Below are 17,278 nucleotides of genomic sequence, written 5' to 3'. Positions count from 1 at the left end.
CCCGTTACTCTCCCCGCTGAATTTTTAGCAAGCGTCTGACAGGGAAGGGGACGAGATGCCATCGCATGATGCGATCTTCAAACAGTTTTTGAGCGACATCGCCGTCGCACGGGATTTTTTGACTATTTATCTGCCGAGTGAAATCCGCGAGCGATGCGATTTCAGCACGCTGCAATTGGAGTCGGCGTCGTTTATTGATGAAAAGCTGCGCGCGCGGATATCGGACGTGCTGTACTCGCTGCGTACCACCGCAGGTAAAGGGTACATTTACTGTGTGATTGAACACCAAAGCCGCCCGGAAAAACAGATGGCTTTCCGGCTGCTGCGCTATTGTCTGGCTGCCATGCAGCAACATTTGGATCAGGGACACGATCGTTTACCGCTAGTGGTGCCGCTGCTGTTTTATCATGGCAGAGCGCGTCCTTATCCCTACAGCCTTCGCTGGCTGGATAGTTTTGCCGATCCCGCACTGGCACAAGCGCTGTATGAACATCCTTTCCCACTGGTAGATTTAACTGTCATGCCGGACGATGAGATTCGCACGCATCGACGTATGGCGTTACTGGAACTGGTACAGAAGCATATTCGTACCCGTGATATGCTGGAGCTGGCGCGTGAGATTGGGTTACTATTTGAACGCTGGTCGGTGCCGCTGACGCAGCGTCGGGCGCTGTTATTTTATATTGCACAAGCGGGAAACACATCCAAACCCGCAGACTTCATTGACGCACTGGCTGCACCGCTATCAACCGGTCAGGAGGACATTATGACGATTGCAGAACAATTGAAAAAAATGGGATTCGAGGAAGGCATCCAACGCGGTATTCAGCAAGGATTGGAGCAGGGCATTGAACAAGGGATGAAAGACAGCGCCAGATTGATTGCCCGTAATCTATTGCTAACAGGGATGGATAAGAATAGCGTGCAGCAGGTCACTCAGCTTGAGGAAGAAGAGCTGGAGCAGTTGGTCACGGCTATCCTGCATGACACACAGCACTGATACTGTATTAAACAATAGCGTATTAAACGATACCGCACTAAAAACCGAGCGTTGCTGATGCCTGTTACGGAAAAAGGTCAGCCAGACAACGCTCACGTCCTTTCGCTAACGCGTTGCTTTTAGCCTTTGCGTACTCGTGCCGTCAGCCCTTTCAGAAAGTAGCGGATGACCTGATCGCCGCAGGTGCGATAGTTTTTGTGGTCAGGGGCGCGCATCATTGCGGTGACTTCCGGCACTGAAATGCGGAAATTTTGTTCTAGCAGGATCGCCTGAATATCATCCGTTTTTAGCGAGAATGCAACACGCAGCTTTTTCAGAATAATATTGTTGGTCATCTTGCGCTCAAATTGCGGTGCAGGCTGATTTTCATCTTTGCCGCGTTTTTGCAGAATCAGCCCATTCAGGAAATAACTCATCACGATGTCCGGGCAAGGTTGATAGTCTTCCTCACCCTCTTTTTTGACGTAGCTCGCCAACTGCTGGGGAGGGACGGTCATCTCCACCAGCGCCAGAATCTTCAGCAGGTGGTCATTATTCAAATTCAGCATATAGCGCACGCTGCGCAGGACATCGTTATTCATCATTACGGAAGGGGTCTCGCCGTTCGTCTTGGTACAAAACGCACAGTATAAAGGGAACGGCGGAGAAATGCAGAAACGATCGTGGAATTAGTGAAACGTCTCCCGTCCGGTAAAGTGCCCAACCCAGCCCTCTGGATTGGTAAAAATACGGATCGCGACAAAATCAGGAAATTCACCGCAGTCAAACCAGTGCGGCGTGTTGGCGGGAACGCGTAAGAGATCGCCTGCCTCGCAGGTAAGCTGGAAAACCTGCTCGCCAATCGGCACAAAGAAGCTTCCGCTGCCGCGTACAAAGAAGCGCACTTCATCTTCACTATGGGTGTGTTCCTGAAGAAATTTTTCCCGCAGTGCCAGTCTCTCCGCGTGATCCGGCGTCAGGCTGATCACGTCGGCAGAGGTGTAGCCCTCTTGCTGTTTGAGACGTTCAATGTCGGCATGGTACTGCGTCAAAATGATTTCGCTGCTGGCGTCAGGTGGCGGTGCGTCGGTCTGCCAGTGCTCTAGCTGGATTCCGGCGCTGGCGAGTAGGGAAGCGATATCAGTAAACGCGGTGAGCTGCTGGACGGGCTGTGTGATGTGTGGGCGGTGATAAATCGAGAGCGTTGTCATGGTCGTTTTTCTCATCAGGATAGAAGAGCTTTAACCATTCCTTTTATAGGGACAAAAAACAAGATGCTTTTTTTATAACTTATTCCTGTTAATTCAATGATTAACAATCATTACATATGCCGATCAACGCTATTTCCATTTAATCACTAGCCATTATCATTTTTGTTATTTCGATTTAACTTTTCCCGTTGCTAATCTCTTTCCCTGCTAATAATTTTATAAAAATCGGGATAAAAATGATGAAGACTCGCTTTTCTCATCTGGCTGCATGTGTCTTGGCTACAGGGGTAATGACCTCGGTTCAGGCAGCGGATGAGACACTGTCATTGAAGGGAAAAACCATTGGCGTTGCGGTGGTGGGAACACAGCACTTTTGGGACCGTGAGGCCTACAAAGGGGCGACCGAAGAAATTGAGAAGCTCGGTGGGCAAGTTGTGGGCGTGGATGGAGGGCGTGATAATCAGGTTCATGCCAATAACCACGATATTCTGCTGGCGCGTAAAGTCGATGCGGTGATCAGCATTCTCGGCGACAGCGCGGTAGAGCCGAAGTTTAAAGCGCTGAGTGAGGCAAAGATTCCGGTTTTTACCGTCGATCATGTTTCGTCTTATTCCATCAATAACACGACGTCAGATAACTACGCGATCGGTTCGACGATCGGGCGCTATACGGCGGATGCGCTGGGTGGAAAAGGGAATATCGCCGTTTTCAACGCCTTCTCCAACGCACTGCGCATCTGCGGTATTCGCTATGACTTGTGGAAATACGTTCTGCAAGACTATCCGGGGATCAAAATCATTCAGCCTGAGCTGGCTGAACAATATTCCAATTCACCGGAAGACGCGCGCAAGAAAACCCTTGAACTGCTGAGCCAGCATCCGAAAGGCACGTTGGATGCTATCCACGTTGCCTGCTGGGATCAGCCTGCCATCGGCGTGGTGCAGGCATTGGAAGAAACCGGGCGTGACAAGGACGTGAAGGTCACCGCGATTGATGCCGGGCCAGAAACGCTGGAAATTATGGCGGAAAAAGGCAGTCCGTTTGTTGCCAACGTTGCGCAGCAGCCGCGTCTGATCGGTACAACATCGGCGAAGAATGTCGCCCGTTATTTCGCGGGTGCCACGCTGCTGCCGCAGACGTTTGTACCAGTCTTGCCCGTCAAAGGGGAGGCAGAAGCCAAGGCGGTCTATAAACAGCTTGGCTATGGCGACCTGAAATAATCTATGGCGGGATATCACTCAGCCCCGTCGCCGTCCGGCGGCGGTCTGGCAATGACGCACATCAGCAAGCAGTTTGCAGGGATTCCCGCGCTGGACAACGTATCGCTAACGGTCCGGCCGGGAGAAATTCTCGGCCTGATCGGGGAGAACGGTGCGGGGAAATCGACCTTAATCAAGGTGCTGGCTGGGGTTTATGCCGCGGACGGTGGTGAGATCGCTATCGATGGGCAGCGGCTGAGCGCCGTGACGCCAGCGGTTATCCACGCGCACGGCGTGCGTTTTATCCATCAGGAACTGCATCTGATTCCCCACTTTACCGTGGCGGAATCGGTGTTTCTCGGACAGGAGCCTGTGAACCGCTGGCGAGGCGTCGATCGTCGGGCGATGCGGCGTGAAACGGAGCAGTTTTTTCAGCACACCTTTAATTTATCGATAGACGCTAACCGGCTGATTCGCGAGCTAAGTCTGGCGGAACGCAAACTGGTACAGATTGCGCGGGCGCTGATTGACGGCAAGGCACGGCTGGTGGTGTTTGATGAACCGACCGCGCCGCTGGAAGCACGCGAAGCCGTGCAGCTATTGCATACGATCCAGACGCTGAAACAGCGTGGTATCGCCATTATCTATGTTTCTCACTATCTCAATGAAATTGCAGATATCTGCGATCGCGTCACCGTGTTACGCAATGGTAAGGGCGTGACGACGCTGGACGATCCCGAAACAAAGGATATCGATGGAATGATTCGCCTGATGGTGGGGCGAGAGATTGCCAGCCTGTTTGACGGGAAACGGAAGGCAGCGAAAAGTGAGACGCCGCTGATACAGGTTGAACAGCTCACAGATCGGCAGCATTTTCAGCCAATTCGTTTTCAGGTGGCAGCGGGAGAAATTGTTGGTATCGCGGGGCTGCTAGGCTCGGGGCGTGAGGCGCTGATTGATGCGCTCTATGGCATCACGCCCGCCCGTGAAGGACACATTGTGATCGATGGTCAAACGCTGAGCCCGCGTTCTCCGGTACAGGCGATCGCGCGGCGTATGGCGCTGGTGCCGCGCGATCGTCGCCACGACGGGCTGATTTTACCGCTATCCATGGCCGACAATATCAATTTGGCTTCCTTGCCAGCTGTCGCCTGGCTCGGCTGGCTGCGGCGTAAGAAAGCCGCTGCGCAGGCGAATCATCTGGCGCAGATGCTGGATATCCGGCCGCGCGATGTCAGCATACCCGTGCGCAATTTAAGCGGCGGCAACCAGCAGAAGGTGATACTGGCGCGCTGGCTGAAGACGGATACCCGGCTGTTTATTCTTGATGAGCCGACGCTGGGCGTTGATATTGGCGCGAAGGCGGAAATCTATCAGCTCACCCGGCAACTGGCGGCGGAAGGGCGAGCCGTTATCGTTTCTTCCAGCGATGACGGTGAACTTCTGGGGTTATGCGATCGCATTCTGGTGATGTGGCGCGGTGAACTCATCGCCGATGTACCGACGGAACGCCTCTCGCTGGATAGCCTGCTGGCGTTGACCAGCAGCGGCCGAACGCAGGAGGCGGTATGACTCGTGCCTTACAATCCCTCCGAGCGACGCCACGTTTAGCCGGGCTTTTCAATCATATTCCCTTACTGCTGTTTGCGGCGCTGTTGCTGTTCCTCTGCCTGAACGCACCTTATTTTCTCAGTTGGCAAAATATCACCATTATTTTACGCCAAAGCGCGCCGCTGGCGATCCTGTGCTTCGGGCTGGTCTGCGTCATTACGGGTGGTGGTGACGATGTGGTTTCCGGCGGTATCGATCTCTCGCTGCCTGCGATTGCGGTACTTGCCGTAGCGATCATCAGCGACGGTTTGACGAACGCAGGTATCAGCTATTCGTGGCTGATTGCGTTGGTGGCAGGGGCTGCGCTATTGGCGGGTACGGTGAATGCCGCGCTGGTGGTGGCGATTCGGTTACCGCCACTATTGGCGACATTAGCCTGCTCCGTGGCGGTTATCGGCCTCACCAATTTGCTCACCCAGCAGCGGCGCATCAGCGTTAGCGACCCGCTGATTGTGGCGTTTCGTGATAGCAGCCTGCTTGGGTTACCGCTGGCGGTCTGGTTCATGCTGCTGGTTTTCGTCTTGTTTCAGTTTATCGTCCACCATAGCCGCTGGGGCCAGCATTTGCAGGCCGCGGGCGGAAACCGCGAAGCGGCGCAGTTGTCGGGTATTTCCCACACACCGTTGGTTATCGGTTCGTATCTGTTAGGGGCGTTGGCGGCGGCGCTGGCTTCGCTGACGCTGGTGGCGCAAGGATCGGGCAGTTCGCCCGGTACGGCAGAACCGCTGTTGCTGGAGATGGTATTGGCGACGTTTCTCGGCGCGGCGTTCTCTCGCCGCCGGGTGGTTACTATCTGGGGGGCTTTGCTGGGTACGCTGCTGGTTAATGCCCTGTCGAACGGTCTGGCGCTGCTGCGAGTCGATATCTTCTGGGTTGGCGCGATTAAGGGCGCACTGATTCTGGTAGTGCTCACCGCCGCCTCGCTACGCAGGCAAAGGAGCCGCACGTGAAACCTTCTTCTTTGGCGGCACAGCCTGTGTTGCTGGGCAGCAAGCCAGGGCTGTCGTTTTTTATCCGCTACGGCTTTCTGGTCATCCTGCTGGCTTTTCTGGTGTTTTTCTCGCTGCAAAACCCGATATTTTTAACGTTAGGCAACGGGGCGAACCTGCTACAGGGTAGTGCGGTACTGCTGATTGTAGCGCTGGCCATGACGCTAGTGGTGACGGCAGGCGGAATCGATCTGTCCGTGGGCGTTGCGCTGGATTTTGGTGCTGCCTTCGCGCTGGTGGCGCTCAAAGTTTATGGCCTGCCGTGGCAGGCTGCGGTGCTGGCCGCGTTGGCGGGAGGCGCGCTGGTAGGGCTGGTTAATGCGGTGCTGATTATTCACTGTCGAATTAAGCCGTTTTTGGCGACGCTAGGGACGTGGTTTATTGGTAGCAGCATCGAACGTATCTACACCGAAGGCGGCGGGCCGATCGCTTACCGCCGAATGGCACCGCAGTACCATGAGCTGGCCGTTGGCGACCTGTGGGGCATTCCGGTGCCGATTGTGATTGTCGCGGCGCTGTGGCTTGCCTATTACCTGTTATTTGAACGGACGATTGCCGGTAAACGTATTCACGCAATGGGCTTGAATGCGCCCGCGGCGCTGATTGCCGGGGTTAACGTGCGGCGCACGATGTTCTGGCTGCTGATTGTCACGTCGGTGACGTGTGCCATCGGCGGCGTGGTGCTATCCGCCAATCTGCGGCAGTTTACGCCGCTGGCCGGACAGGCTTACCTGATGGACGCCATTGCTGCTGTGTTCATCGGCACCGCGTTTCATGCGCAGGGGCGACCCAACGTAGCGGGGACGCTAATCGGCGTGCTGTTTCTCGGCATGATCGCCAACGGTTTAAACCTGATGGGGCTGAACTTCATCATAAAAGATGCGCTGAGCGGCGTGATTTTAGTGCTGGCGCTGGCGCTCTCTTTCCTGCAAGGGCGGCTGCGTCAGCGGCAATAATGTTCGAATATGAATAAAAAAGCAGAACATGAATAAAAAACAGAATGTGAAGAAGGAGCGAGCGTGAGCCAATTTGATGCGGTTTTTGTTGGGTTAACTATTCTGGATGTCGCCGGTCGGCCGGTGACTGGGTTGCCCGAAGGCGGTGGCGTTCACTTTATCGATGAAATTCGCCTTAATCCCGCTGGAACGGCCAGCGGTGCGGCGATGAATGCCGCCAAACTCGGTATTCGTACGGCGACGGCCGCCTGTCTCGGTGAGGATGAAAAAGCCGATTTTATTCTGGCGACCTATCGCAAGCTGGGCATCGACTGTTCTCTAATACAGCGAACGGCGGCGGCATCGACCTCGGCAACGATTCTGACCATTCGGCCGGACGGCGAGCGTCCGGCGCTGCACTATCGCGGCGCGTCAGATCATCTGTTTATCGACGAGCAGGATTTTGACGCCGTGTGCAATGCGCGTTTCTTACACCACGGCGGCACGGGGCTGCTGGCGAAAATGGATCAGGGGCAGAGCGCGCGTCTGCTTCGACATGCCAAAGCGAAGGGACTGACGACCAGTTTCGATCTTATCGCGCCAAATGCTGAAACGCTGGCGCTGCTGACGCCGTTGCTGCCAGATGTAGACTACTTTATGCCGTCGCTGGACGAAGCCGCGTTTATCTCCGGCCTGACTACACCCGCAGAGATTGCGGCTTTCTTTCTCGATCGCGGCGTCGGCACCTGTATTTTCAAAGCGGGAGCGTGCGGATCTTACGTGTTCGGCCAGGATGTCACGCTGCACATTCCCGCCTACCGCGTGGCGGTATCGGATACCACGGGCTGCGGCGACAGCTACTGCGGCGGCTTTATTGCCGGTCTGGCGAAAGGCTGGAATCTGGAGCAGGCCTGCCAGCTCGGCTCGGCCGTTTCAGGGCTGGTGGCTACCGGATTGGGATCCGATGCGGGCGTGATTGACTGGGAGGATACACTGCGATTTATGGCAGAAACGCCTACCTATTATACTCGTCATACTTCAAGCTGCATGTGCGTTGGCTGCGTTCAGTCACCCGAATCACTTACCTGAGTAAGCTCATCGGGACTCCTTCTCTTGCCGCCTTCCTGCAACTCGAATTATTTAGAGTAAAGATCAGTGTTGCGTCTATTTCCATTCGTAAAGCAGCGGTTCGCCGCGGATGAAACGTTGCAGGTCGGCGGCGATCATCGCGGTGTGTTTCACCAGCGTCTCCCGCGTCGCGCCGGCAATGTGCGGCGTGAGTACCACGTTATCAAATTCGGTAATAAACGGGTGATGACGCCAGAGCGGTTCGCTGTCGTAAACATCGAGTGCGGCACCCGCCAGCCACTTTTCGCGTAGCGCCGCGATCAGATCGGCTTCGACAACAACAGCAGCACGCGAGGTGTTGATCAGATAGGCGGTGGGACGCATGGTTCTGAGTCTGTCGAGGTTGACCAGCCCTTTGGTCTGCGGCGTGCTGTTCAGGTGCAGGCTGACGAAATCGGACTGCGAAAACAGTTCATCCAGCGTGGTTTTGCGTATGCCCGGTTCGTCGATCTCTTCGGCGGCGACATACGGATCGGCAATCAGCAACTGCATCCCAAAGGCACGCGCTAGCTTCCCGACCCGATGACCAATGCTGCCATAGCCGATGATGCCGAGCGTCTTATTACGTAGTTCGCCGCCTTTGAAAACTTCATACGGGCTGTGTTTGTCTACGTCCCACACCACATCCTGCCGTAGCCCGTTTTGCGTCTGTAAGGCGGTGTCGGTTTCGCGCGTGAACTCCCCACGTTTTAGTGCGCTATGGGCCTGAGGGATGTGGCGTGCGGCATTCAGCATCAGCGCCAGCGTTAATTCTGCGGCGGCATCGGCATTGCGTCCGGGCGTGTAAAGCACCGGAATGCCCCGGCGGCGTGCAGCCTCGATATCGATGTTGACCGGGTTGGCGCGGGTACAGGCAATGAGCCGCAGGTGAGGACAAGCCTCAATGACGCGAGCGGTAATATCGTCATAGCTGGTGATGATGACGTCGGCGTCCTCCGCCAGACGAATCAGCGCTACTTCGCTCAGTTTGGGCTGACCGATGGCCCAGCCGTCCACAATCAGTTCCCCCAACGCCTGAAAGGCATCGAGGCTGCCGCCATATTCGGCGGTAAATACGATCTTCATGAGGTAAGGCTTTCCTGTGAAGTTGGGACTGTGTGCGAATACGCTGCACTGTGGTTCTCTAGTGCATTAAGCGCCTGAGCCCGCGCCTGCCAGAGCGGCTGTAGCTGATCGCGCAGTTGGCGAAAAACCGGAAACAGTGTCTGATAATGCCGATGGGCGTCGGCATCGGGGAGAAACGTTGACGCCTGCGCGTTGATGGCGGGAACGAGGTTGGCACTTTCTCCGATAGACAGAGCAGCAAGGCGTGCGGCACCGCACGCGCTCAGCTCTTTGACCGAGCTGGCTATCACTTGCCGTCCGGTGCAGTCTGCGATAATTTGCAGCCAAATCGCTGAGGCGGCACCGCCACCGGCGATGTAGAGATCGCCGTGGGCAGGGTAACCGCTGAGCGCATCGGTAATCGCATAGGCGAGCCCCTCAAAGACCGCGCGCAGTAAATGCGCGTTAGTCGTAGATTGCTCGATGCCAAAAAATCCTGCGCGTGCTGAGGTGTTGTAAAACGGCGCACGCTCGCCATTAAGGTAAGGCTGATAGAAAACGCCACCGCTGCCGGGCGGCACGCGAGCAATGCGTGCGTTGATGGTCTGAAAATCGGCATCGTCAGCCAGCGTACTTAGCGCCCAGTCAATATTCGGCGTGCCAGACTGCATCGCGAACAGGTTGAGATAGTGGCCTGGCCAGGCGTGCGCGACAAACCGGGTTTGCAGGCTCACCTGCGTTAAACCCTGGCACACAATGCCAGTGCAGCAGGTGGTGCCGAGAATGGTGAAAATGTCGCCGTCGTGAATAGCGCCGATGCCCAGCGCTGCGGCAGACACATCCAGTGCGCCTGCGCAGACGGGGATGCCTGCTGGCAGACCCGTTTGTGCGGCGACGGCGTCGCTGAGCGTGCCGGCGATGTCATCGGGATAAAGCAACGGCGGAAAAAGCGGTCTGATGGTGTGTAAGTCCAGCTTATCCAGCACGGTTTTTGACAGCGTTTCGCTATTCAGATCCAGCAGCGACGTCCCCGCATCCGTCAGTTCCAGATTCGCCTGTCCCGTTAGTCGAAAGCGTACCCAGTCTTTGGCAAAAAAGAAGTAATCGGCATTGTTCAGCGCATCCGGCTGATGCTGTGCCAGCCAGCACAACTGCTGCGCGCTGTTGCAAGGGAGCAGGGGAGAGCCGGTTTCGGGAAAGAGCGTCGCTTCCAGGTTCGGTCGCTGTTTAAGCTGATGAACCTGTTCCGCCGTGCGGGTATCGCTCCAGAGGATGGCTTGCCGGATAGGTTGCCCGTGGCGATCGCTCAGCCAGACCCCTTCGCCTTGGCCGGTCAGCCCGATGGCGCGTACACGCCCGTGATGAAGCTGCGGCGAAGCGGCCAGCGTTTTTAGGGTGGAAAGTACGCCGTCCCAGACATGGTGCATATTTTGCTCAGCGTGGCCGGGCTGCGGAGAGTAGGTAACGGTGTTGGCTGACGCAATCAGCAGTTCGTTGAAATCGGCATCGAATAACACCGATTTGACCTTTGAGGTCCCGATATCAATGCCAATGTAGTAATCCATCCGCGCTGCCTCATAAAACCCGTATCAGCATCAGAGTAATGGAAAAATGGCGGCCGCTATATTCATAGAAGTGCAAAGCAAAGCATCAATGTTGGAATGGCGGAGAGGCCGCCATTGACGGGATAACGTTACTCGGCAGGTTGAGACAAAATGGCGTCGAGCAGGCCGGGGAAGCGCTGTTGCATTTCGCTGCGGCGCAGCCGATTGATGTGCGTGGTGCCGATATTGGTGGTATGCAGCAGGCCCGAGTCGCGCAATACGCGAAAATGGTGCGACACGCTGGATTTCGGGCGGCCGCCGTCAAGTTCGCTGCATGTTGCCTCTCCCTGCATGGCTAGATGGCGGACGATCTCCATGCGCAGAGGGTCGCTCAAGGCGTACAGGACGCGCTCAAGGGTAAATTCATCGGGTGCGGGATGCTTAAAAGGTCTCATGGGCGAATTATAGCGTCAGGGTTGTCTAAAATCTATTATTCGAATAATATCGAAATATCGAAGTAACCAGACAAGGTAGGAAATATTATGTCCGCACTGTTTCAACCCTTCAAACTGAAAGAGATTACGTTACGCAACCGCATTGCTGTTCCACCGATGTGTACCTATTCCGCGAATGATGGCCTGATCAACGCGTGGCATCAGGTGCATTATGCTTCGCTGGCGCGCGGTGGTGCCGGACTGGTTATCGTGGAAGCGACGGCGGTCGCTCCCGAAGGTCGCATTTCTCCGCGCTGTACCGGAATTTGGAATGATGAGCAGGCGCAGGCGTTTGCCAAGGTCGCCAAATCCATTAAGGATGCAGGCTCCGTGCCGGGCATTCAGATCGCACACGCTGGACGCAAAGCCAGCGCCAACATTCCCTGGGAAGGCGACGACCATATCCCTGCTGGCGACTCACGCGGCTGGCAGACCATCGCCCCTTCCGCAGAAGCTTTCGGCGCGAATCTGTCGAAGCAGCCGCAGGAAATGACGCTGGAAGATATCGCGCGCGTTCGTGACGACTTTGTTGCCGCGGCTCGCCGTGCGCTGGAAGCCGGGTTTGAATGGCTGGAACTGCACTTTGCTCACGGTTATCTGGCACAGAGTTTTTTCTCCGCTCACTCCAACAAACGTAACGATCAATACGGCGGCAGTTTTGACAATCGCAGCCGTTTTCTGCTGGAAACGCTGGCTGCCGTTCGTGACGTGTGGCCGCAACATTTGCCGCTGACCGCCCGTTTCGGCGTGATTGAGTTTGACGGACGTGATGAAGAAACCTTGCAGGAATCCATTGAGCTGACGCGTCGCTTTAAAGCCGCAGGGCTGGATATGCTGAGTGTCAGCATTGGTTTTTCTACGCCGGAAGCGAATGTTCCGTGGGCACCCGCCTTTATGGGGCCGATTGCTAAACAGGTACGCGAGCAGGCCGATCTTCCTGTCTCTTCCGCCTGGGGCTTCGGCACGCCGGAACTGGCTGAACAGGCTGTGGCATCGGGTCAGTTGGATCTGGTGATGGTGGGTAAAGCGCACTTGGCGAACCCGCACTGGAGCTATCAGGCCGCCCGCGAACTGGGCATCGAACGTGCCTCGTGGACGCTGCCAGCGCCTTACGCCCACTGGCTGGAGCGCTATTAATCCCTGTTATTGCGGATCAATATCTCTGTGGCAGCTATACGCATTCCAATTAAGAAATAGTCGGGTTTCGTGGTGATAAACAGGGCTATTTTTCTGTAGCACTGATGCCACGCCGACTGAGGGTGCCCAATCGCTGGGCGCCCTCAGAACCCTGACTTTTGGCGGGAATGATACGCTAACGCGTTCCCGATGTATTAGATCTGAGTTGACGCCTTCATTTCTCCGAATCATTCCTAATCCGACAGACTGCTAAGTGCCAACAGCGGACGTTGCTAACAACAGTCTGAGTTGATCAACGGGGAACAGGTCAGTTCAAGTTCAGGTGAATGTCCTCATGGGTGATATGAGGACATTCCTGATTGAGTGGTGCGTTCATCAGTGGGGAGCTGTCACTATCTCTTTGCCTCGAAAGCAATCTTGAAGGCTAACCCTGCCAGTACAGTACCCATTAACCAGCGTTGCGCTTTTATCCATGAAGGACGGCCCGAAAGAAACCCTGCGATTGAGCCTGCCACAATGACAATCACGGCATTTACCATCAGGCTTATAAAGATTTGAACACATCCAAGCGCCAGTGATTGACCAAGAACGCTGCCATGACCTGGTTGAATAAATTGCGGAAGCAAAGACAAATACATGATGGCAATTTTAGGGTTAGCGAGATTAGTAATGAAGCCCATCATAAACAGTTTATTAGGGGCATCAATCGGCAAATCTTTAACGGAGAAAGGGGAGCTTCCACCGGGTCTTATAGTTTGCCAGGCGAGATAAAGAAGGTAAGCGGCTCCGCCAAAACGAAGTAAATCGTAGGCATAAGGAATGGCAAACACAAATGCCGTTATGCCGAATGCGGCACAAAGCATGTAAAATACAAATCCAAGCGCAACGCCGCCCAGGGAAATAAATCCAGCGCGCTTTCCCTGGCAAATGGAGCGAGAGATTAGATAGATCATGTTTGGGCCAGGAGTTAATACCATTCCTAACGCAACCAGGCCAAACATAAGGAAATGTACGTGATCAGGCATGACTTATCTCCAAAAGTAAGTTATGCCCAGACGCGCGGCTCGTAATGACCCATGCTTCACGATAGTGATCTATCTTTAAGCGTCAGTAACATGAGCGCATTTATGATAACACAATTTCAACAACACATGGCTCTGCAAATCATAAACATTAATTGCTGAGGCAGTGAGCGGTTTCCTCTATTCTCAGGGCTTTGTGGTTATGTCCGCCGAAATGAGCCTAAATGCCTGTCGTGTGCCATTATATGTCGAATTAACCGCTTACCTGATTCCAAGATGCTCATAGCTCAGGACACTTCGAGGTGAGTATGGATTTTAAACTTTCGCTCTTCGCTCAAAGTTGCCTCTAAGTTCCAGCCGCGATGAGGAGCTGCTGTGGTTCAGTGCATCACTTTTATGTTAGAAGAAAGCATTCGTTAGGATCACTTGATGATAAGCAGAATGCTTCTGGAAAAGCTCAGGTTGCTGGAATGCAGCCTTCACGGTGAAAGGCGAAACAATCGCGAGTGGCTTGAGCGGTTTCTCCATCCTGAATTCCTAGAAATAACACGTTCAGGCGTTATGGTTGACCGTTCAAAGACGGTCACGTCGCTATTTCCTGATGTGCGTTCAGGTAAGAAGCAACACACCATTCGCTGGGGTGAAGGAAAAATTATTCCGGGGCCGATGCGTTATGTGAATGCAGATGATGATTCTGACACTTTGGTAGTGCAAGTGACTGAGGTGAAAACAATGAACCTCTTCTCTGTAGCGCGTTATCTGTGCAGGTTAGAAGAATGGCCAGATGAGGTTCTTCTAAGCGGTATGCGGGAGCACTACCCGGACATCCGGCTCGATTCAGAGGTAGCAGTGATACATCATCTGGTACCTCTAACGTAGGTTCCGCGTTGGGACGTTAAGTTTACTGTTTTAGAGTTTTCCAGTTGTCCTGGACTAAACGTCCGTTCCTCGCTCTGAACAGACATGTCAGCCCCTGATCGACACCTTCGTGCCAAGAGCGGACGTTGTTTGAAATACAGTGACTTATCAGATTCAGCCCCTGCATTACATTGCATGCAGGCCATTTCACTGCATAGCATGCGAATGCTATTTGTCAGACAGTAATGGCTTCATGAAACTACGCTCGTAGCTAAGGATAAACTTTTTCTGATTAGCTTCATTGAACAGTTCGACACATTCAGCCTTATTGAGAATGGCTAGCCTGTACTCTTCGTACTGCGTCAGGCTATCAAAGCTGAATAAACAGTAGGCTATGTTATTTGCTCCTTCTGATGGCAGGAAGTAGCCGTGATGGATGCCCCCCATCAATTCCACAATTTCGATCCATTTCGAAGCATAATTCTCAAACTCGTGTAATTGATAGGGATCGATAATATATTTGACGTGACAAGTGATCATTCTTTTCCCTCATGTAAAAATAAGATTCTGTTTTTTATACACTATTCAAAGAGTAAGTAAAATTCCCATCTGCCGTGAAAACTACAACTGTCCGCTGTTCGCTCATAGCAGACCTGATAGTTTTTCAGCATGTTTACTCAGTGCTAGAAGCAGAAATTTCTCACAGGATAGGGATGCCATTGCAGGTTAGATCGGCTATTAATGAGTAGAATGTGGTATGTATACAGAAAAATCGTTATGACTGAATAAGGGGCATGAATTCTTTTTTCTTTCTCGTAGCCCATTCGGGCTTGATTGAGAGCATTAAGTAAAATTGTCTTCGGAAGTATATATCCCTGAATTTTTCGTCAGGGGATACCTTCGATGCAGCATAATCTGAAGCTAAAGCTCGAACGCCGCAATCTGCAAACCAATAAAGGATTTCGTCGTCGCTAAGGGTAACCTTACGCTCGATTTCCATGCCTCGTTCACTCACAACGAAATGGTATTCTTGCCTGTAAATTTCCAGATAGGGAGTCGCGACGCCATCAGGTTGGTCGGGGATGATGAAGTAATGATTAGGCCTGACACCACAACCAAGTCGCACGCCAATACCAAGAAGCTCTGCCCTCAGTTCTTCGAGAGTTTTCATGACATTCTATTCATCTTGTATGATAACCACCCATTCCATATATTTTCTGTATCAATACCCGAATAGCCACGTTTTTCCATCATATTTCTGGCAAGAAACGTATGTCACTCCTGCAATATCTTTGAAAAACAGACCGCCTCTTCCCGGCCTATATAGGGGCCGTAATTCTCAATACGTACATACCCATTTTTTTCGTAAAAATGTACAGCCCTGTGGTTAACGTGCCGGGTTTCAAGCCAGAGCTCGGTATACCCCATATTCTTTGCCGATACTTCTAGAAAAGTGAGTAAAGCTCTGCCAATACCTGGCGCGCTTCGGTCTGAAAACATCCTTTTAAGCTCAGCGATATTTTGCGTTAATGGGCGAATAGCGCCACATCCTATCGCATCGCCATGAGTGTTTTTTGCTAATACCCACAGTGATCGGTCCCTATCTATTGAATCAACGGTGAAATTGCTTTTGCCACTATCACCGGTAATAGCGGCAAGTTCTGATGACAATGTTTCGATTAAATAATGAGATTCTGGAGCAGATGGATCTGATTTCTCTACTGTTATCATGGTTATGCCTTTTGCCTAAGTCATCACCAGCATAGAATATCCTGATGGAAAAGGCATTATCCTGAAATAGGTGAGAGTAAATCGCTAAATGCCACCTACCCGGGTGCCACGACGGCCTATTCCGCGCCAATCCATACTGATAGCTGTTTCTTCCCACCGCGTGTACTGCGTATAATGCAGCTTCTATACACTCTGAAAATTACTGTGGCTAATGGTATGAGTCTCAATTACTTTTGTTATTTACTATTGGTCTTTGCGGCGATCGGTAGCACGATGACGTCTGACCCCTTTGCTATGTGGCTCCTGCTTGCCAATGTACTGACGCTGGTGATTTACGGTGTGGATAAAATGGCGGCGCGTAAGGCCTGGCGTAGAGTGCCTGAATCCACGTTGCTGGTGTTTGGGGTTGTCGGTGGGTGGGTTGGCGCGATGGCGGGTCAACAGCTCTTTCGCCATAAAACACAAAAGCAGCCATTTAAAACATACTTCATCGTCAGCATAATATTGAGTATCTCAGCTATGGTGGCGGTTTATCTGTTCTATCCATTTCCTCCTTCCTGATGTGTTGCTTCGTGCCAGAAGCAGACGTTATCTGCGGATAAATTTCAGTACTTCTCTCTAGAGACACGGCGTAACGGCAATCCGCTGCACTTATTCATATTTTCCAAAACAGAAAAGTATTCCGCTGCGTCAGTTGGTAGTATTCGACATCGCACAGTGTTGGGCATTTAAATCAACAACGAGCATGACCCTCTAACAATGAAATTGATACTTGTTCGACACGCGGAAACCGAGTGGAATTTGAAAGGAATTATTCAGGGACACTGTGATAGCTCTTTGACTCGTCGCGGTTTGCGTGAAACATCCGCCTTACTGGATGCACTTACTGAAAGTGAGTACCAAGTAGAACGTGTTTACGCTTCTCCGCTTGGACGTGCCTGGCAAATGGGGCAGAGCCTGGCTGAATATTTTCGCTGCTCGCTGACGGCTGAACCGGCCCTTAAAGAGCAGGCCTTTGGTCAGTTTGAAGGGATGCCACTAGAACTGCTCAGACAAAAGCATCCGAACGATGCAAATGCGTTATTCAGGCTTGATGCAGAATATTGTCCACCAGGTGGTGAGTCACTGGCACACGCTTCTCAGCGGGTTATACGTTTTGTACAAAGCCTGGAAGATACATCATCACATCATCAGACAATATGTATTGTGTCTCACGGGCACGTCAGTCAGGGCATTCTGGCAATGTTTAAAGAAGGGACTGTCAAGAGTTTCGCTCGGTATGCTCAACCCAACGCGAGTTATTCTGTTATCGATCTGATTAATGGGAAATGTATCGATCTCAGGTGGGGGATTGCTACACACTTACGTCAACTTGAAAAGTAGATGACTTTCAAAT

The 17,278-nt window shown here is 52.9% G+C and carries 18 protein-coding genes, 1 pseudogene and 1 riboswitch; of the genes and pseudogenes, 10 read left to right on the top strand and 9 right to left on the bottom strand.

The window, feature by feature from the left end:
* Positions 1 to 55 precede the first annotated feature (55 nt).
* The gene (locus tag R9X49_RS10325; protein ID WP_319848272.1) at positions 56 to 1,000 is read left to right on the top strand and encodes an Rpn family recombination-promoting nuclease/putative transposase; all 945 of its coding nucleotides are present in this window, start codon (positions 56 to 58) and stop codon (positions 998 to 1,000) included.
* A gap of 119 nt (positions 1,001 to 1,119) precedes the next feature.
* On the opposite strand, the gene R9X49_RS10320 is transcribed toward R9X49_RS10325, so the two are convergent.
* Together R9X49_RS10320 and R9X49_RS10315 are read right to left on the bottom strand one after the other, a co-directional pair.
* Positions 1,120 to 1,584, bottom strand: a complete 465-nt coding sequence (locus R9X49_RS10320) for a DUF1456 family protein (RefSeq protein WP_319848271.1) — start codon at positions 1,582 to 1,584, stop codon at positions 1,120 to 1,122.
* 84 nt (positions 1,585 to 1,668) lie between these two features.
* Positions 1,669 to 2,190 (bottom strand): 1,2-dihydroxy-3-keto-5-methylthiopentene dioxygenase, encoded by a 522-nt coding sequence (locus R9X49_RS10315; protein ID WP_319848270.1) that lies wholly within the window; start codon positions 2,188 to 2,190, stop codon positions 1,669 to 1,671.
* A 239-nt stretch (positions 2,191 to 2,429) separates the two neighbouring features.
* Here R9X49_RS10315 and R9X49_RS10310 point away from each other — a divergent pair, with 239 nt between their 5' ends.
* The 5 genes and pseudogenes from R9X49_RS10310 to R9X49_RS10290 form a co-directional block, all read left to right on the top strand.
* Positions 2,430 to 3,410 (top strand): sugar ABC transporter substrate-binding protein, encoded by a 981-nt coding sequence (locus R9X49_RS10310; RefSeq protein ID WP_413775888.1) that lies wholly within the window; start codon positions 2,430 to 2,432, stop codon positions 3,408 to 3,410.
* A 3-nt stretch (positions 3,411 to 3,413) separates the two neighbouring features.
* Entirely contained in the window at positions 3,414 to 4,961 is a 1,548-nt protein-coding gene (locus tag R9X49_RS10305; RefSeq protein ID WP_319848269.1) for a sugar ABC transporter ATP-binding protein, read from the top strand.
* A complete protein-coding gene (locus R9X49_RS10300; RefSeq protein WP_319848268.1) occupies positions 4,958 to 5,950 on the top strand; it encodes an ABC transporter permease in 993 nt (330 codons plus the stop codon). Before R9X49_RS10305 ends, R9X49_RS10300 begins: the two co-directional genes overlap by 4 nt.
* On the top strand, positions 5,947 to 6,945 hold the full coding sequence (locus R9X49_RS10295) for an ABC transporter permease (RefSeq protein WP_319848267.1): 999 nt from the start codon (positions 5,947 to 5,949) through the stop codon (positions 6,943 to 6,945). The genes R9X49_RS10300 and R9X49_RS10295 overlap by 4 nt, the downstream gene beginning before the upstream one ends.
* A 63-nt stretch (positions 6,946 to 7,008) precedes the next feature.
* A pseudogene (locus R9X49_RS10290) lies at positions 7,009 to 7,932 on the top strand (carbohydrate kinase family protein); the annotation flags it as partial.
* Positions 7,933 to 8,088: 156 nt separating this feature from the next.
* Here R9X49_RS10290 and R9X49_RS10285 read toward each other — a convergent pair.
* The 3 genes from R9X49_RS10285 to R9X49_RS10275 form a co-directional block, all read right to left on the bottom strand.
* On the bottom strand, positions 8,089 to 9,117 hold the full coding sequence (locus R9X49_RS10285) for a 2-hydroxyacid dehydrogenase (protein ID WP_319848266.1): 1,029 nt from the start codon (positions 9,115 to 9,117) through the stop codon (positions 8,089 to 8,091).
* On the bottom strand, positions 9,114 to 10,661 hold the full coding sequence (locus R9X49_RS10280) for an FGGY-family carbohydrate kinase (protein WP_319848265.1): 1,548 nt from the start codon (positions 10,659 to 10,661) through the stop codon (positions 9,114 to 9,116). Before R9X49_RS10280 ends, R9X49_RS10285 begins: the two co-directional genes overlap by 4 nt.
* Before the next feature lie 128 nt (positions 10,662 to 10,789).
* Positions 10,790 to 11,095: a helix-turn-helix domain-containing protein gene (locus R9X49_RS10275; RefSeq protein WP_319848264.1), complete on the bottom strand. Its 306-nt coding sequence runs from the start codon at positions 11,093 to 11,095 to the stop codon at positions 10,790 to 10,792.
* Between the two features lie 87 nt (positions 11,096 to 11,182).
* Between R9X49_RS10275 and R9X49_RS10270 the strand changes: the two genes are divergently transcribed.
* Entirely contained in the window at positions 11,183 to 12,271 is a 1,089-nt protein-coding gene (locus R9X49_RS10270; RefSeq protein ID WP_319848263.1) for an NADH:flavin oxidoreductase/NADH oxidase, read from the top strand.
* Between the two features lie 392 nt (positions 12,272 to 12,663).
* On the opposite strand, the gene R9X49_RS10265 is transcribed toward R9X49_RS10270, so the two are convergent.
* Positions 12,664 to 13,296 carry a LysE family translocator gene (locus R9X49_RS10265; RefSeq protein WP_181845308.1) on the bottom strand — a complete coding sequence of 211 codons (633 nt, stop codon included), beginning with the start codon at positions 13,294 to 13,296 and terminating at the stop codon, positions 12,664 to 12,666.
* A 17-nt stretch (positions 13,297 to 13,313) separates the two neighbouring features.
* A riboswitch (ZMP/ZTP riboswitch) is annotated at positions 13,314 to 13,396 on the bottom strand.
* A gap of 338 nt (positions 13,397 to 13,734) precedes the next feature.
* On the opposite strand from R9X49_RS10265, the gene R9X49_RS10260 reads away from it, so the two are divergent.
* Positions 13,735 to 14,172 carry an ASCH domain-containing protein gene (locus R9X49_RS10260; RefSeq protein ID WP_319848261.1) on the top strand — a complete coding sequence of 146 codons (438 nt, stop codon included), beginning with the start codon at positions 13,735 to 13,737 and terminating at the stop codon, positions 14,170 to 14,172.
* Between the two features lie 207 nt (positions 14,173 to 14,379).
* Here the strand turns inward: R9X49_RS10260 and R9X49_RS10255 are convergent, their stop codons facing one another.
* The 3 genes from R9X49_RS10255 to R9X49_RS10245 all read right to left on the bottom strand — a co-directional run bounded on the left by R9X49_RS10255 (position 14,380) and on the right by R9X49_RS10245 (position 15,882).
* Positions 14,380 to 14,691, bottom strand: coding sequence for an NIPSNAP family protein (locus tag R9X49_RS10255; protein WP_039314859.1), 312 nt, complete (start codon positions 14,689 to 14,691; stop codon positions 14,380 to 14,382).
* A gap of 235 nt (positions 14,692 to 14,926) precedes the next feature.
* On the bottom strand, positions 14,927 to 15,322 hold the full coding sequence (locus R9X49_RS10250) for an Imm63 family immunity protein (RefSeq protein ID WP_201961183.1): 396 nt from the start codon (positions 15,320 to 15,322) through the stop codon (positions 14,927 to 14,929).
* Between the two features lie 104 nt (positions 15,323 to 15,426).
* Positions 15,427 to 15,882 (bottom strand): GNAT family N-acetyltransferase, encoded by a 456-nt coding sequence (locus tag R9X49_RS10245; RefSeq protein ID WP_319848260.1) that lies wholly within the window; start codon positions 15,880 to 15,882, stop codon positions 15,427 to 15,429.
* Positions 15,883 to 16,098: 216 nt separating this feature from the next.
* On the opposite strand from R9X49_RS10245, the gene R9X49_RS10240 reads away from it, so the two are divergent.
* Positions 16,099 to 16,443 carry a DUF1294 domain-containing protein gene (locus tag R9X49_RS10240; protein WP_039506112.1) on the top strand — a complete coding sequence of 115 codons (345 nt, stop codon included), beginning with the start codon at positions 16,099 to 16,101 and terminating at the stop codon, positions 16,441 to 16,443.
* A gap of 198 nt (positions 16,444 to 16,641) precedes the next feature.
* Entirely contained in the window at positions 16,642 to 17,265 is a 624-nt protein-coding gene (locus R9X49_RS10235; RefSeq protein ID WP_319848259.1) for a histidine phosphatase family protein, read from the top strand.
* Positions 17,266 to 17,278 lie beyond the last annotated feature (13 nt).

Source organism: Pectobacterium carotovorum (genome assembly GCF_033898505.1).
In the GTDB taxonomy this organism is placed as follows: domain Bacteria; phylum Pseudomonadota; class Gammaproteobacteria; order Enterobacterales; family Enterobacteriaceae; genus Pectobacterium; species Pectobacterium carotovorum_J.
This window is presented reverse-complemented; position numbering and strand designations above follow the sequence as displayed.